General features: G+C 59.2%; 12 protein-coding genes. 3 read left to right on the forward strand and 9 right to left on the reverse strand.

Features of this window, described 5'->3' with window-relative positions; translation table 11 throughout:
- The first annotated feature begins 147 nt into the window (after positions 1 to 147).
- The gene (locus K5E80_RS07020; RefSeq protein ID WP_220635482.1) at positions 148 to 2,928 is read left to right on the forward strand and encodes an OmcA/MtrC family decaheme c-type cytochrome; all 2,781 of its coding nucleotides are present in this window, start codon (positions 148 to 150) and stop codon (positions 2,926 to 2,928) included.
- Positions 2,929 to 3,074: 146 nt separating this feature from the next.
- On the forward strand, positions 3,075 to 3,494 hold the full coding sequence (locus K5E80_RS07025) for a ComEA family DNA-binding protein (protein ID WP_220635483.1): 420 nt from the start codon (positions 3,075 to 3,077) through the stop codon (positions 3,492 to 3,494).
- A 51-nt stretch (positions 3,495 to 3,545) separates the two neighbouring features.
- Here the strand turns inward: K5E80_RS07025 and K5E80_RS07030 are convergent, their stop codons facing one another.
- Both K5E80_RS07030 and K5E80_RS07035 read right to left on the reverse strand, forming a co-directional pair.
- On the reverse strand, positions 3,546 to 4,244 hold the full coding sequence (locus K5E80_RS07030; protein WP_220635484.1) for a general secretion pathway protein GspB: 699 nt from the start codon (positions 4,242 to 4,244) through the stop codon (positions 3,546 to 3,548).
- 2 nt (positions 4,245 to 4,246) lie between these two features.
- The gene (locus tag K5E80_RS07035; RefSeq protein ID WP_220635485.1) at positions 4,247 to 5,890 is read right to left on the reverse strand and encodes an AAA family ATPase; all 1,644 of its coding nucleotides are present in this window, start codon (positions 5,888 to 5,890) and stop codon (positions 4,247 to 4,249) included.
- A gap of 400 nt (positions 5,891 to 6,290) precedes the next feature.
- Between K5E80_RS07035 and K5E80_RS07040 the strand changes: the two genes are divergently transcribed.
- Positions 6,291 to 7,466: a radical SAM/SPASM domain-containing protein gene (locus K5E80_RS07040; RefSeq protein WP_220635486.1), complete on the forward strand. Its 1,176-nt coding sequence runs from the start codon at positions 6,291 to 6,293 to the stop codon at positions 7,464 to 7,466.
- Positions 7,467 to 7,621: 155 nt separating this feature from the next.
- On the opposite strand, the gene K5E80_RS07045 is transcribed toward K5E80_RS07040, so the two are convergent.
- From K5E80_RS07045 to glgP, 7 genes are all read right to left on the reverse strand, one after another.
- On the reverse strand, positions 7,622 to 8,053 hold the full coding sequence (locus tag K5E80_RS07045; RefSeq protein WP_220635487.1) for a ClpXP protease specificity-enhancing factor: 432 nt from the start codon (positions 8,051 to 8,053) through the stop codon (positions 7,622 to 7,624).
- A 123-nt stretch (positions 8,054 to 8,176) separates the two neighbouring features.
- Positions 8,177 to 8,773, reverse strand: coding sequence for a glutathione S-transferase N-terminal domain-containing protein (locus K5E80_RS07050; protein ID WP_220637256.1), 597 nt, complete (start codon positions 8,771 to 8,773; stop codon positions 8,177 to 8,179).
- Positions 8,774 to 8,873: 100 nt separating this feature from the next.
- Positions 8,874 to 9,563, reverse strand: coding sequence for a cytochrome c1 (locus K5E80_RS07055; protein WP_220635488.1), 690 nt, complete (start codon positions 9,561 to 9,563; stop codon positions 8,874 to 8,876).
- Positions 9,560 to 10,855 (reverse strand): cytochrome b, encoded by a 1,296-nt coding sequence (locus K5E80_RS07060; RefSeq protein ID WP_220635489.1) that lies wholly within the window; start codon positions 10,853 to 10,855, stop codon positions 9,560 to 9,562. Before K5E80_RS07060 ends, K5E80_RS07055 begins: the two co-directional genes overlap by 4 nt.
- A gap of 2 nt (positions 10,856 to 10,857) precedes the next feature.
- Positions 10,858 to 11,457: a ubiquinol-cytochrome c reductase iron-sulfur subunit gene (gene petA / locus K5E80_RS07065; RefSeq protein ID WP_220635490.1), complete on the reverse strand. Its 600-nt coding sequence runs from the start codon at positions 11,455 to 11,457 to the stop codon at positions 10,858 to 10,860.
- Positions 11,458 to 11,674: 217 nt separating this feature from the next.
- Complete coding sequence (glgA, locus tag K5E80_RS07070; RefSeq protein WP_220635491.1) at positions 11,675 to 13,129, reverse strand: glycogen synthase GlgA; 1,455 nt, start codon at positions 13,127 to 13,129, stop codon at positions 11,675 to 11,677.
- On the reverse strand, positions 13,120 to 15,678 hold the full coding sequence (gene glgP, locus K5E80_RS07075; protein ID WP_220635492.1) for an alpha-glucan family phosphorylase: 2,559 nt from the start codon (positions 15,676 to 15,678) through the stop codon (positions 13,120 to 13,122). Before glgP ends, glgA begins: the two co-directional genes overlap by 10 nt.
- Positions 15,679 to 15,697: the final 19 nt, after the last annotated feature.

Genomic DNA, 15,697 nt, shown 5'->3' on the forward strand with positions numbered 1-15,697 from the left:
GCCTGGTTAATTCCTCAGGTGGTTATTTTTTGCAACGCAAATGCCAAGTAAACCGATAGAAGATATACGCATGCGAGAAAAAATCTGACTTGATTCACGGCCTCATTGACTACAACAATCAGACTTCTAACGATAACGGAGAACACAATGAAGATCACTGCACTGGCCCGGCTGGGCTTGATAACACTGATGGTCGGCACCTTGGCCGCTTGCAGCGGCGACAACGGCAGTGACGGTTCCCCCGGCGCAACGGGTGCGCAGGGTCCGGCGGGGCCGGCGGGTCCTCCGGGCAAGGATGCCGGTACCGGCCCAGTTACGCTGGCCAGCAACTCCGCTCCTGTCACTGAGGCTGCCACTGCGGCCTGGGCAGCGCTTGCACCCCAGGTTACAGTGCAAAGCGTTACCATCGCCAGTCCCCCCGTCGTCAATTTCACGGTGATAACTGCTGCTGGCAACCCGGTCGTGGGGCTGGGCAATACATCGCAAAGCGCGACCGCCACAGTGCCCGGCTATGCCAATCTTTCCTTCGCCCTGGCCAAACTGGTCCCCGGCACGGGCACCGCCCCGAGCAGGTGGGTGAGCTACATCGTGACCACAGTGCCAACCAAGAACGCGACCACCGGCGCCATTACCGCCTCGGTTCCGACACGGCCGACCACCGACAATACCGGTACGCTGGTAGATCATGGCGATGGTACTTACACCTATACGTTCTATAGGGACATCACCAAGGCCAAGGATGACGTTGCGGCAGCGACGCTGACCGCCCCTAACGTTGCCGCGGACCTGGATGATCTGACCTTCGATCCCACCTTGGTCCATCGTGTGTCAATCCAGCTTTCCGGCAACGCCCCCGGCACCGGCACCAACACGCCTAACGCCGTTCAGGTGACCCCGGGGGTTTTATTGGCCAATCCGGCGAACGCGATCTATGACTTCACCCCGGCCACCGGCGCAGCCGTAACGGCGTCCGGGCGCGATATCGCCTCGACGCAGAAATGCAATGATTGCCACCAGAACCTTGGCGGCTTCCCCACTGCCTCGGCGGAAGCTTCCGATGCCACCTTCCATGGCGGCAATCGCAACAAGGTCGAGTACTGCGTGGTCTGCCATACCGAACAGCGCAAGTACGGGCGGACGGAAGCGGTGGTCCTTGCCGATGGCAATTATGACGGTCTGAGCACCTACCGGATCAACGGCCTCGCGGTCGGAAAGCTGGCCCCGCATATCCACAAGATCCACATGAGCGAATTCCTGCTAAAAGCCGGCTATAACTATGGGGGCGTCAGGTACGAAGAAGCCTGCAAGTTCCCGCAGGATATCCGCAATTGCACCAAGTGCCACGACGGTACGGCCGGCGCGGCAAGCGCCACGGCACAGGGCGACAACTGGAAGAACGTGCCCAACCGTTCGGCCTGCGGCGCCTGCCATGATGGCATCAATTTCGCGACCGGCGGCGGCGAAACGCTGAATGGAGCCTTTCCTGGCCACGTCGGCGGCGCCAAGGCGGATGATTCGCAATGCGCACTATGCCATGATGCGACGACCATCGCGGTAAACCACATACCGGTGACGCCGCCAAACCCGACCAATTCGCTCCTGTTGGGCGGCACCAACTCCAATACCAACGCCGCTTGGATCGCGTCAAACACGAGCAACGTGCCAGCAGGCGCGATCAAGGTCACCTATGAAATCAACAGCGTTTCCAAGAATGCGAGCAACCAGCCGGTAATGGTCTTCAGGATGCTGCAAAACGGGGTAGCAACACCCTTCAACACTTTCGCGACCGCGACACCGAACCCCGCGACGGGACAGAAGGAAATCTGGGACAACTTCATGGGTGCGCCCAGCGTGTACTTCGTGTTCGCCGTGCCGCAGGATGGCATCGCCGCCCCGGCTGATTTCAACGCCTCCGTGTCCAGCTACCTGCGGAGCCTTTGGAACGGTACCGCCACGGGCACCGGTGCCGGCACCCTGACCGGCCCTGACGCCAACGGCTTCTACACCGCGACCCTTACCGGCATCACCATACCGGCGAGCGCGGTGATGCTGACCGGCGGCATGGGGTATTCGTACAACGTGAAGTCCACCCTGCCGCTCACGCAGACGAATCTCTCAAATTATCCGGTCACGGCCGCGACGGGAAGCGGACTGACCGCGGGCATGCCCAACGCAACGGGCGGCCTGATCGTCGTCGCGCCCGATCAGCAGAAGGTGGCCAGCGGCTATACCGGGCGCCGGGCGATCGTCGAAGATGCGCGCTGCAACAAGTGCCACCAGGAACTCGGGGTGTTCACTGAAGACAATTTCCACGCCGGACAGCGCAACGACGGCACGACCTGTTCCTGGTGCCACAATCCGAACAGAACCAGTTCGGGTTGGTCGGCGGACTCTACGAGCTTTGTCCACGCGATCCATGCGGCAGCGAAGCGCGGGATGGATTTCACTTGGCATGCCTCTTCCACTACCGACGGCTTCTGGAAAATTGGTTATCCGGGCATTCTCAACAAGTGCGAAACCTGCCATTTGCCCGGCACCTATGACTTCAGCGCCGCCGCATCGGCCGGTGCCCTGCCCAATCGACTGTACCGGACAGTGGCAACGGGTATATTCTCGTCCACAGCCAGCGCTTTGTCCTTGTTTGCATTCTCGCCGTACATCACGCTGGACACCGACTATGGCTCGGGTTTCAGCTATAACGCCGGCACACAGGTAATTACCGCCGCCGCGGGCACGACCTTGGTGAACTCGCCGATTGCAACGGCATGCTTCGCTTGCCACGACAGCACTGTGGCGCAAGCCCACATGAGGGCGAACGGCGGTTCGCTTTATGCGGGGCGCACTGCAGCTCTTGCTACTACCGAGCAGTGCACGATTTGCCACCTCTCCGGCCAAATTGCGGATATCAAGGCCATGCATGCGAAGTAGTCGATCGTGAAAAAAGCCGGGCACGGTTCGCCGTGCCCCGGCAACAGCGCCAAAAGCTAACCCGGATGCGATAATGTATCCGGGTTATTTTTTGTCAAGACAAGACTGCCTGAATTAAAACGCAAGTTCATTCAAAAGGAAATTTTATGAAATATCATTTTATCTCTGTCGCCTTGGCTGCTGCGACAGTACTGTCGCTGGGCGTTACCCCGTCCTTTGCCGACAACAAGGCAGATGCGCCGCAGGCAGCAACCAGCAAGACCAAAGCGAGCCCAAATAGCGTCGTGAGCGAGACCAAGCGCAAACCCGTCGCAAAGGTCAAGCTTGTCGACATCAACAGCGCTGAAAAAAAGGAGTTGATGACGCTTCCGGGTATCAGTGACACGGAAGCCGACAAGATCATCGCCGGCCGGCCTTACCTCACCAAGGCCCATCTCACAACCCGCAACATCGTATCGCGTGCGGTCTACGAGAAGCTCAAGACCCTGGTGATCGCCAAGCAGAACAAAGCTACAGCCGCGAAAGTTGCAGAGATGCAGAAACAGGCGGAGAAGAAGAAGCACTGACCGATATGGAATCAAAGGCAGATCGCAATCTGCCTTTGTGTAAAACAGGGACTAGCGCACGCCGTGCCGAAAGCGGTAGCCCTTGTAGTTCATGATCATGCCTTCCGGCGTTATCTGCTCCAGCATCAGGCCCGGTATAAGGTAATCGCCTTCCCGCAACATCCGATCATTGATGCCCAACAGACGCTCTTTGGATGTGCGTGAATAGGCATGGACCGTAATCGTCATTTTCGGGATTTCCTGCTGGATCGATAGTGGCAATTCTGCCATAGTCATCACTGTTTGCTCTTGAGTAGTAGCGGCAGCGGCGGACACCTCAGGCTTTCCGGCCGCAGATGGCGGAACAGAGACCGCGATTGGGTTGGGAGGCTGTGCGACAGGGGCCGGAAGCGTTGCCGTCGCAGGTTTCTGCGCCGGTATCTCCTGTTCCGAATGCAAGGGCGATTGCGCTTGCACCGAGGCTGGAGATGGGGGCGGATTTGATTCTGGTAGTGTCATCGCTACAGGTGGCCTTGCCGCTTGAACAACCATTGCCGATGCCGGAATTGAAGCCGGTTGTTCGCCCTGCCACGGACGCAAAGCGCCGATCACGATGCCGGCAGTTATCAGCAGCACAGCCAGCAGAACATGAAACTTCGACAAGCGACGTTCGGACACTGCCGCCGTTAGCTGCGGTGCCAGCAGTGTCGGCGCCACCCCGCGCCGGCGCTGCTGGTCGGATTTCTTGAGAGCATCGAGGATATATGACATGCCTACTTTTTCCCTTGCCCGGGAGTGAGTTGCGGCGCCGCTTGATCGGATAACGCACTCAAGCGGATCAGGGTCTGCGGTCCGATAACCCCGTCGGGTATCAATCCCTGAGCAAGTTGGAACTGCCTGATCCGCCGCGTCATGGCATCGTCGAACACAGGCTCCCCGCTGGTCTGCGCGGCGCTGCCTTGCCCCTTTGGGAGCATCTGGCTTAGCCATGCTACCGCCGCACCGCGTTCACCGAACCGGATATGTTCCTGGACTTGCGGGGGCATGCGCCACATAACGGTGTAGTGTCCGGACCATTGGTCTGCCAAGGCTTCCAGCGCTATTGTCCTGCTTTTGCCTCCGACTGCAAGGGTGGCCGTGTTGCCGTTAAGCCGGGTCAGCGTGACATAGAACTCTTGGCCTTGCTCATCCTTCATGTGCATCACCGCGGGCAGATTCATTTCGCGCAGTTCCCCCAGTCCGCCGCGCGCCACACGACAGTGCAAGCCTGCCCTTGTGGCCTGCTGGCAGGCATCCCCGCCCTCATAGTCCATTTTCCATGTCTGGAATAGCGCTGCATAAGCCATCGACCTGCTGTTCGTGCGCGGCACGCTTTGCGGCCATGCCAGCACCTGCGCTGGTTTTTCAGCCACCGGCGCAGTTGGGGTCGAGCCAGCCGCGTCCAGCTTTGCCGCCGGTGTTGCCGCGGCTCTTACAGTCGCGGGCGTTACTGCCGCAGTCTTGCTGTCATGCTGTGTCCACCGATAGGCACCAAGTGCCAGTGCGCCGCTTGTTGCAATCAACAGTGCCGCTACAGCGGTGCGCCACAGGGTGCGCCTGTGCACCGTTCGCTGCCCGAACACTTCACGTGCTGCCTGAGCAAGAGTCGCATGATCCACCCGCTCCTTTCCTTGCGTGTAGGTTCCCAGCAGCGCCCGGTCGCAAAGCACGTTGATGATCCGCGGTACGCCCTTGCTCAGGCGATACAGTTGGCCCATGAGCGCCTTGGGGAAAATCTGCCGTTGGTTGCCCGATACGTCGAGGCGATGTTGCACGTATGCGGCTACCTCGGACTTGGCCAGAGCTCCCAGGTGATAGCGCGCGACGATGCGTTGCGCGAGCTGCCGCAATCCAGGCCGATCGAGCATCTCCGCCAGTTCCGGCTGACCCAGCAGGATGATCTGCAGCAGCTTGCGCTGATTGGTTTCAAGATTGGTAAGCAGACGCATCTGCTCCAGAACTTCGGCGGAAAGATTCTGCGCTTCATCAATGATCAGCACCGTGTGCCGGCCCTTGGCATTGGCATCGAGCAGGTAAGCATTGATGCAATCAACGAATACGCCGATGCTGGTGTTTCCGGGCGGGCTGGCGATGCCCAATTCCAGGCAAACAACAGAGAGCAATTCCTCCACAGTCAGCTTGGGATTAAAGACATAGGCCACATCGCAGGAGTCGGGAATTTGCTCGATCAGGCAGCGGCACACGGTGGTCTTGCCCGCCCCGACCTCACCCGTGAGCAGCACGAATCCACCATCCCCGTTCACGCCATAAAGCAGATGCGCGAGCGCCTCTTGATGGCCCCGCGTCATATAAAGATAGCGCGGGTCTGGCGCTATGGAGAAAGGTGCTTCGGTTAAGCCAAAGTAACTCAGATACATGGATGGGATCGAGGAACCGGCAACTGGCGGAAATTGATCAAAATAAAAGCGCCCTGTCTGATGCTTTGGCTGACGTGGATTTAAGTATACCTTGATTGATCCACTGAAGATTCCCGATAAACCGCGTATCCCTGCTGCCTGGCAGACGCGTGATATGGTCTTGGTGATATAGAATCGCACGCGAATAATCGGGAAAACAAAATTCATCCTCCATGACTGCCCACCTCTCCGCCTGCCTGCGTTCCCGCATCGTCGCGCCCAGCGTGGCCGCGGCCTGGCTGCGTTTTGGCGTCATCGCCGCGCACAAGACCGGCCCTCCGCTCCTCCCTGCCGCCGTCTGACCCCTGCCGCCGCAATGCCCTGCATCGCGGCTCAGTTTTTTGGCCCGGAGGAGAAAACCTTGCCTACCCATACTCTTGAAGCCATACGTCCGGCGCCCGCGCCGGACTCGGATATCGATCCCATTGCCGGCAACCGCGTCGAACTGCAACTGCTGACGACACTCAAATGCAACCTGAAATGTACCTACTGTTCGCTCGGCGTAGGCGAGGTGCTGGGTTCACAGACCGAGCTCAAATATGACATCGACCAGTTGGCCGCCTTCGTCGAAAAACATCTCGCCGGCAAGGAAATCTACGTCACCTTCTACGGCGGCGAACCCACGCTCAACCAGAAAATGATGCAGCAGGTGATGCGGCGTTTCCCCGAATTCCGTTACCAGCTCCAGACCAATGGCACGCTGCTTGACGATCTGCCCGACTGGATGTTGGCGCGCTTCTCCAACATCCTGGTGTCCATAGATGGTGGCGAACAGACGACGGACGATTACCGCGGCCGCGGTATCTGGCGCAAGGTCATCCGCAACCTTGGCCACATCCATGAGCGCGTCGGCGGCACCATCACCGCGCGCGTCACCTGGGGCAACCCGGACACAAGCTTCGAGGAACTGGACGAACTGGCGACCGCCATCGAAGCCGTCGACTATCTTTACTGGCAGTTTGTCGCCGATGAAATGTACGGCGGCGACTCGCTGGAGAAGCGCAAAGCGGTGCTGGTACGGCTAATCGACAAGTTCTTCTCGCGCACTGACACGCTCTACCCGCTGGTGCCGCTGATGGGCATCGTGCGCAACAAGGTGCTGCCGACGCGCGGCCGTGAACTGTATGCCGGGCTGACCCAGTGCCGGGTATCCACCCACCTCGTCAATGTCATGCCGAACGGCGAGATATTCCCCTGCCCCGACATGATGTATGCCGCGGAGATGAAGATGGGCGAAATCCAGAGCAACTGGTTGAAGAAGAGTCCCTTGCAGCCCACCACCTCCATGCCCTGCGAGGGCTGCGAAGCCTTTTCCTGGTGCCGCTGCAACTGCATGAAGAATCTTTACCTGGGCTACGTCAAGAATGACGAGCGCTATCGCCGCAACGTAGTGGAACCAATCTGCGAACTGGTCAAATTTATCGGCCGCGAAGTCGATCGGCATGATCCGCATGGCTGGTTCTCGCGCCTGGCGCTGTCGGTAAGAAAGCAGATCACCGATGCCGAGATTTACGAATATGTCGAAATTATGCCTTAGCGCGATAGAGCGTAAAACGAAATGATTTGTTTCCTATCGAGCGTAGCGAGCTGGTAGTCACCTCCCTCGCGGGGCGAGGTAGGGGGGCGGGCCTTCATGCTTTTGCGCCCTTTCATGCCCTGATGTGGCACGCGACCATGCGCGTTAGGCGCAATCTATTTGATGCGCGTCAGATGCGAGCGACCGCCTGCCAGTGGTTTTGGATCAGGCGGGTCATCAGGCGCTGGGGGATTCGCTAACGGCGCCTGCCCATGTTCCGCAGATGCCGTCCCCACAGACGCGACATCGAAAGCCATGCCCTGCCCGTTCTCGCGGGCGTAGATCGCCAGAACAGCATCAACTGGTACCAACACCGAAAACACGGCGCCGCTGAAACGGGCCTGAAACCGGATTTCTTCATTGCCCAGCATCAACTGGTTGGTCGCCGCCGAGCCGACGTTGAGAACGATCTGCCCGTCGCGCACATGCTCGCGCGGCACGCGCGAACGACTATCCACCGCCACTTGCAGGTAGGGTGTAAAGCCCTGATCCAGACACCATTCGTGGATGGCGCGGATCAGGTAGGGCTTGGTGGAGGGCAGGGTCAAGACGATAAAGTCGCGCAGCGACTCACGAAGTTCCCCTCTCCCCCCGTGGGAGAGGGGCTAGGGGTGAGGGAGAAAAGGCAACCATTGTCGAGATGGTGCCGTGAGCAGGAAAATGCATCGCGTTCAGCGACGCATTATCTTCTCGGATGGCGTCAGCGCGTCAATGAAGCCCTGGCGCGAGAAGATGCGTTCGGCGTATTTCATGATCGGCGCCGCCACCTTGGGCAATTCGATGGCGTAATGGTCAAGGCGCCACAACAGGGGGGCGATGGCCACGTCCAGCATCGAAAAATCTTCGCCCAGCAGATGTTTCTGCTTGAGGAACATCGGCGCCAGTTCCGCCAGGCGATCGCGGATATGGGCGCGCGACTTGTCGGCCGATTTGAGATTCTTTTCCAGCACCTCGACATGGCTGAACAACTCACGCTCCATGGTGTACAGCAGTTGGCGGGCACGGGCGCGAGTCTGCGGATCCGGCGGCATCAGCTGCGGATGCGGGAAACGCTCGTCGATGTACTCGTTGATGATGTTCGATTCGTAGAGCACCAGATCGCGGTCCACCAGCACCGGTACGCGGTTGTAGGGATTGATGACCGCAATGTCCTCGGGCTTGTTGAACAGGTCGACGTCAATGACCTGAAAGTCCATCTGCTTCTCGTAGAGGACAATGCGGCAACGATGGCTGAACGGATCCGTCGTTCCGGAATATAGATTCATCATGGCGCTGGTGCCCCATGAATAGTCGGCGTCACGCACGACCTTGCGCGCAGCGGGTGATGTCATTTCACGATGCCCCATAGCAGTCTCGATTCCCAAAGGTTTAGTGGACATCTTTCCAGTACTCCTTCTTCAGAGCATAGGCAAAGATAAAAAACACGCCGAAGCCGAGCAGTACCAGCGGACCCAGTGACTTGCGATAACCGGCAACCGGTTCACCCATGTACCTGAGGTAGCCGACCAGGTCAGCCACCGCAGCGTCATACTGCTCGGGCGAGAGCTTGCCTGGCTTGACCAGTTTCAGTTCATGGTCGTTGCCAAGCTCTTGTTCGCCTTGCAACTCCCACAACACATGCGGCATGCCGACATTCGCGAACACCGTGTTGTTCCAGCCCGAAGGACGCGAATCGTCGCGGTAGAAGCCGCGCAAATAGGTATACAGCCAGTCGCTGCCCCTGACGCGGGCGACCAGAGTCAGGTCGGGTGGCGCGGCGCCGAACATCACCTTGGCATCCTGACGCGGCAGCGCGGTGCGCATCAGATCGCCCACCTTGTTGCCGGTAAACAGCAGGTTCTCGCTGATCTGCTCGTCATTGAGTCCGATGTCATGCAGCCGGTTGTAGCGCATGAAGGAGGCAGAGTGACAGTTGAGGCAGTAGTTGATGAATATCCTGGCGCCATTTTGCAGTGCGGCCTGGTTGCCGCTGCGATCCGGCGCCTTGTCCAGATGGGCCTCGGGATTGGCCAGCGCCAGCAACGGCGCCAGCAACAGTGCGATCAGCAACTTTTTCATTTCGCTGTCACCCGGTCCGGTTCCGGCTTGCACTTGTCGAGCTTGCTGTAGATCGGCATCAGCAGGAAGAAGAGGAAATACAGCACGGTGCAAATCTGTGCTGTTAGCGGCCCCCAGCTCCACCGCTCCGGGGGTTGCGTTCCCAATACACCCAGCATTAGAAACGCGACCACAAAAATGGCCAGCGCCGTCTTGAAGAGCGGCCCTTTGTAACGGATCGACTTGACCGGGCTGCGATCCAGCCAGGGCAGCAGGAAGAAGATCATCACCGAGAGCCCCATGCTGGCGATGCCCCACAGTTTGGCGTCAATCCAGAAGAAGTTGATGGTGTTGGCGCGCAGGATCGAATAAAACGGGGTGAAGTACCACACCGGTGCAATGTGCGGCGGCCCCTTAAACGGATCGGCGGGAACAAAGTTGTTGTTCTCGAGGAAATAACCGCCGCCTTCCGGCAGGAAGAAAACGATGACCGAAAACACCATCAGAAAGACTGCCACGCCGACGATATCCTTCACCGTGTAGTAGGGATGGAAGGGGATGCCATCGAGCGGTATGCCGTTGGCGTCCTTGTGCTTCTTGATTTCGACGCCGTCGGGGTTGTTGGAGCCGACATCATGCAGCGCCAGGACATGCACCAGGACCAGGCCGACCAGCACCAGCGGCAGGGCGATCACATGGAAGGAGAAGAAGCGGCTCAGCGTCGCGTCGCCGATGACATAGTCGCCACGGAGCCAGAGCGCAAAATCCGAACCGATCACGGGAATCGCCGAGAACATGTTGACGATGACCTGGGCGCCCCAGTAGGACAACTGGCCCCACGGCAGCAGGTAGCCCATGAAGCCTTCGGCCATCAGCAGCAGGAACAGGATCATGCCGAAAATCCACACCAGTTCGCGCGGATTGCGATACGAACCATAGAGCAAGCCGCGGAACATGTGGGCATAGAGCAGGATGAAGAAGGCCGAGGCGCCGCTGGAATGCATGTAGCGGATCAACCAGCCCCAGGGCACGTCGCGCATGATGTATTCAACGCTGGCGAAGGCGACCGGCACGCCGGAAGCATTGAGCGAAGCATCCGGCTTGTAGTGCATGACCAGGAAAATGCCGGTAACGATCTGGATCACCAGCACCAGCAACGCCAGCGAGCCGAAGTAATACCAGAAATTGAAGTTCTTCGGCGCGTAGTACCCCGCCAGGTGGCCGCGATAGAAATCGTATGCCGACGGGAAGCGGGCATCGAGCCAGCCCGGGATGCCGGTAAACACGGGTCGATCCGGATTTGTATTTGCCATGCTCAGGCTCCCGTCGCAGTGTCTTCGCCGATGACGATTTTGGTATCGCCGACGAACTTGTAGGGCGGCACCACCAGATTGTCCGGGGCGGGCTTGTTCTTGTACACGCGGCCGGCGAAGTCAAAGGTCGAGCCGTGGCAGGGGCAGAGAAACCCGCCTGGCCAATCCGGGCTGATGCCGGACTCGGTCCCGGTCGTAAACCTGTCGGCCGGCGAGCAGCCAAGGTGGGTACAAATGCCGACCATCACCATGTATTCCGGCTTGATCGAACGTGTTTCGTTCTTCGCGTAATCCGGTTGGTTGGGGCGTTCCGAATGGGGATCGCTGACCTTGTCGTCGGTCTCTTTCAGCGATGCGAGCATTTCCGGGGTGCGCCGGATGATCCATACCGGCTTGCCGCGCCATTCGACCGTCATCATCTGACCGGGGGCCAGTTTGCTGAAATCGGCCTCGACCGGTGCACCGGCGGATTTGGCCCGCTCGGAAGGGGTCATGCTGAGAACAAACGGCGTCGCTACCGTTAGCCCCGCAACACCACCAGCGACTGAGGTCGCTACCAACAGGCGCCGCCGGCCGCAATCCATGTTTTCGTTACCGCTCATGGTGAGGTAAACCCCTGAAAGTAAAGTAGGCTTTCCTGACTTCCGGACAAACCGGGAAAGGGCGCGATTATACCCAAGAAGAAAACTGGATTAAAGCCCGGCGTACCGAAAAAACCCGGAGACCCGCTCTGGGACAGTGTTTGCGTCTCGTTTTATTTTATTCACAGAAATGGCGGGGGCCAGGATGGCACTTTTTCCTGACCAACCTGGGGTTTCCCTACCTCATCAGCTCTTCATAGACATCCGCGTAGTTGCGCACCGACTTTTGCCAACTGAAATCGGCAGTCATGCCCTGTCGTTGCAGACGCTGCCACATGGCAGGGTTGCGCCAGGCATTCACTGCCCGGCGCACCGTAGCGAGAAATTGCACTGACGAAACTTCCTTGAACACAAAGCCGTTGGCGCTACCGTCGCGCGCCGTCGCCGCATTGCAATCCACGACAGTATCGGCGAGTCCGCCGGTTGCCCGCACGATGGGAGGCGTGCCGTAACGCAGGCTGTACATCTGGTTCAGCCCGCACGGCTCAAAGCGGGAAGGCATGAGAAATATATCGGCACCGGCCTCAATGCGATGCGCCATCCTTTCGTCAAATCCAATCGTGGTGGCAAACATGCCGGGATGGCACTGTGCCAGCTTGACCAGTTGCTGCTCCAGCACGGGTTCGCCGTTTCCCAATATCGCCAATTGGACGGGAATCTTCGCCAGAGCATCCGCGATCGGGGGCAAAAGATCTAGTCCTTTCTGCCTGGTGAGCCGGCTCACCACCCCCAGCAGGGGAACATCGTCACGCGTATTGAGTCCGAGTTCGCGGTGCAGGGCCAGCTTGTTGGCGGCCTTGGCCTCGATTCGCTCGCTGTCGTAATGCACATCGATGAATGCGTCGCTGGCCGGATTCCAGAACCTGGTATCGATGCCGTTGAGGATGCCGACCAAGCTGTCCGCGCGCCTGCGCAACAGCCCACCAAGTCCCATGCCACCTTCCTCAGTCTGAATTTCCCTGGCATAGGAGGGGCTCACGGTCGTTATTGCATCGGCATGCTGGAGCCCGGCTTTAAGAAAGGAAAGCCGGCCGTAATACTCGACGCCGTTGATATGCCAGGCATGGTCGGGAAGGCCAAGCCGCGCTAGCGCCTGCTTTTCAAAAATGCCCTGAAAGGCAAGGTTATGCACGGTGATGACCGAGCGGGCGCGGCGTTGTGGCAGGTAATGCAGATAGGCCGGCGCAAGGCCGGCCTGCCAGTCGTTGCAATGCACGATGTCGCAGCGCCAGTCGAGCGTGCAGGCGTCGCTGCCGAGCCATGCCGCCACACGCCCGAGCAGGCCGAAGCGTATGTCATTGTCAGCCCAGTCGCGATCGTCGGGCCCCAGGTAAGGATTACCGGGCCGCTGATAGCATGCGGCGTTGTCCAGCAGCAACAGGGGGACGCCCGCCGCCGTTGTTGCCGCGCGAAGAACCGAGTCGGGAAGTTCGCCGCCCAGATTTTTCAACTTGGCAACGACGTGTGCATCCGGGAAATTTTTTTGCAACGCGGGATAGCAGGGCACCAGCACCCGCAAATCGACCCCTTCGTCGCGCAACGCCAGGGCGAACGATGCCGCCACATCTCCCAGACCACCGGTCTTGACCCAGGGCGCGATCTCAGGGGTGGCGAAAAGGACCCTCAGAGCCACACCATCATGCCCATCTCGAACGGATGCGGCAACAGTTCGTGATGGGGATATACGCGGATGCGGTACTCGATCTTGCCGCAGATATCGGGCGTCAGCTCCAGACCGTAGATGTCTTCGCCATCGGCGTTCCGTCCCTGACGAGCCAATTTGAAGCAGTGTTGCGGCCGGACCACGGCGTTGGGCCGGCTGAGCAGCAACTCGACCCTGACATCATCCGGCTTCAGCTTGTTCAGTTGCAACGCCACTTCGATGTGAATGCTCTCGCCGAAACGAATACGACGCTGAATGTTTTCTCCGGCCCAGCGCAGAGTAACGCCGCTCCAGGCGGCGCCTATTCGAGCCTTCCACTCGGAAAGCCGGCGGGCGCAGGCATAATCACTTTCCCTGCAGTGTGACCACCGCCTGGCAGCCGGTTGATAAAACTTGGTCACATACTCGCTGACCATGCGCATTGAATTGAAGTGCGGCGCAATGGTGGCGATGGAACGCTTGGCCATGGCCACCCAGCCGGGCGAATAACCCATGGGGCTGCGATCATAGTAGAGCGGAGACACCTTGTCCTGAAGCAATTCGTAGAAGGTGCGAGCTTCTTCGTAATCGCGGCGGTTTTCATCATAACTGCTGGAAACCGGTTTGATCGCCCAACCGTTGGCGCCGTCGCCGCCCTGGTAGCCTTCGCCCCACCAGCCGTCGAGTACCGAGAGGTTGATGACGCCGTTGATGGCGGCCTTCATGCCGGAAGTGCCGGAGGCCTCCAGCGGATACAGGGGATTGTTGAGCCACACATCCACGCCCGCCACCAAACGTCTGCTGAGGTGCAGATCGTAGCCTTCCACCATAAGGATATGGGCTTCGAATTCTGGCATGGCTGCAACTTCGGCGATGCGGCGAATCATTGCCTGGCCGGGTTCGTCAGCCGGATGGGCCTTGCCGGCAAATATGAATACGACAGGACGCTCGGGGTCCGAGACGATCTGGCGCAGCCAGTCAAGATTCTTGAACAGCAGCGTGGCCCGCTTGTAGGTAGCGAAGCGCCGCGCGAAGCCGATGGTCAGCACGTTGGGATTGTCGGGATCCGCCAGTTTCAGCAGCCGGTCCAGGTGGGCTTGGGAGCCATGATTGCGGGCATGCTGCTCACTGATGCGAGCGCGCACCAGATGCAACATCTGCGCCTTGATGGATTGACGTGTGCTCCAGAATTGGTGGTCGGGAATGGTATGTACCCCTTGCCAGTACCCGGCATCGGTCAAGTTCTGACTCCAGCCGCCGGGAGCGGGGGCGCGGTCGAATATGTCGCGCCACAGTTCGGACAGAAAGCTGGGGACATGGATGCCATTCGTAACGTAGTCCATCGGATTATCATCCGGGTCGATCTGCGGCCAGATATCCTTGCAAATTCTGGAGGAAACTTCGCCGTGGATGCGGGAGACGGCATTGTGGTAGGACGAACTGCGCAGGGCCAGGGTTGTCATGTTGAATTCTTGTTGTCCCTGAACGCGACCCAGCGCCAACAGCGATTCGATACTGCAGCCGATCTCGTTGGCGCAACTCTCGAAGTAATGCCGGATCATGTCCTCGGCGAAATGGTCATGGCCGGCCGGAACCGGAGTGTGGGTAGTAAACACCATGTTGCTGGCAGCAGCCTCGAACGCCGAGTCGAAATCGAGTCCCTGACGCACCAGTTGCCGAATGCGTTCCAGAACCAGAAAGGCGGCGTGGCCTTCATTGATGTGCCACACCGTAGGGTGCAATCCCAGCACCTTCAGGGCACGCACGCCGCCGATGCCGAGAATGATTTCCTGCTCGATGCGTGTGGTGCGGTCGCCACCGTAAAGGCGATGGGCAATATCGCGATCATGAGGCGTATTCTGTTCGAGGTCGGTATCGAGCAGATAAAGCTTGACCACGCCGACCCGCACCTGCCATACCTTGACCTCGACCATGCGGCCCGGCAGTTCGACCTGAATGTGCAATGCTTCGCCGGAATCAAGCACGGCGGGTGCCACCGGCAACTCATCGAAATCGGAATCGTGATAAGTCGCCGCCTGCCTGCCTTCGCCATCGATAGTCTGTTGAAAATAGCCCTGACGATAGAGCAGGCCGACCCCGACAAAGGGCAGGTGCATATCGCTGGCGGTCTTGCAATGATCTCCCGCGAGGATGCCAAGACCGCCGGAATATATCGGCAGACTCTCGTGAAACCCGAACTCTGCGCAGAAGTAGGCGATCAGGTCGCCTTCGGCCATGCGCGGACCTATTTCCCGTGACGGACGAACCTGGTAGGAGTCATAAGCCGAAAGCACCCGCGCCATGGAACCGAGAAATTCCGAGTTCTCCGCGGCTTCATCCAGAAGATGCTGGTCGATGCGCTTGAGCAAGGCCTTGGGACTATGACCAACAGCGCGCCACAATTTGTTGTGCAACTGCGCGAAGAGATCGCGCGTAGGACGATCCCAACTGTAGCGAAGGTCGTTGGCCAGCTCGTCCAGGCGGGCCAGACGGGCCGGTAGCAGCGGATTGACTTCAAGGGGATAACGGGTGCCGGACATGTCGTTGGCCTAGCGGTTC

This window comes from Georgfuchsia toluolica (assembly GCF_907163265.1).
Lineage (GTDB): Bacteria > Pseudomonadota > Gammaproteobacteria > Burkholderiales > Rhodocyclaceae > Georgfuchsia > Georgfuchsia toluolica.

Excerpts from the sequence above, each read along its gene's own strand:
- K5E80_RS07020 (WP_220635482.1), top strand. The coding sequence starts at position 148 with ATGAAGATCACTGCACTGGCCCGGCTGGGCTTGATAACACTGATGGTC.
- K5E80_RS07025 (WP_220635483.1), top strand. The coding sequence starts at position 3,075 with ATGAAATATCATTTTATCTCTGTCGCCTTGGCTGCTGCGACAGTACTG.
- K5E80_RS07030 (WP_220635484.1), bottom strand. The coding sequence starts at position 4,244 with ATGTCATATATCCTCGATGCTCTCAAGAAATCCGACCAGCAGCGCCGG.
- K5E80_RS07035 (WP_220635485.1), bottom strand. The coding sequence starts at position 5,890 with ATGTATCTGAGTTACTTTGGCTTAACCGAAGCACCTTTCTCCATAGCG.
- K5E80_RS07050 (WP_220637256.1), bottom strand. The coding sequence starts at position 8,773 with ATGATGAATCTATATTCCGGAACGACGGATCCGTTCAGCCATCGTTGC.
- K5E80_RS07055 (WP_220635488.1), bottom strand. The coding sequence starts at position 9,563 with ATGAAAAAGTTGCTGATCGCACTGTTGCTGGCGCCGTTGCTGGCGCTG.
- K5E80_RS07060 (WP_220635489.1), bottom strand. The coding sequence starts at position 10,855 with ATGGCAAATACAAATCCGGATCGACCCGTGTTTACCGGCATCCCGGGC.
- petA (WP_220635490.1), bottom strand. The coding sequence starts at position 11,457 with ATGAGCGGTAACGAAAACATGGATTGCGGCCGGCGGCGCCTGTTGGTA.
- glgP (WP_220635492.1), bottom strand. The coding sequence starts at position 15,678 with ATGTCCGGCACCCGTTATCCCCTTGAAGTCAATCCGCTGCTACCGGCC.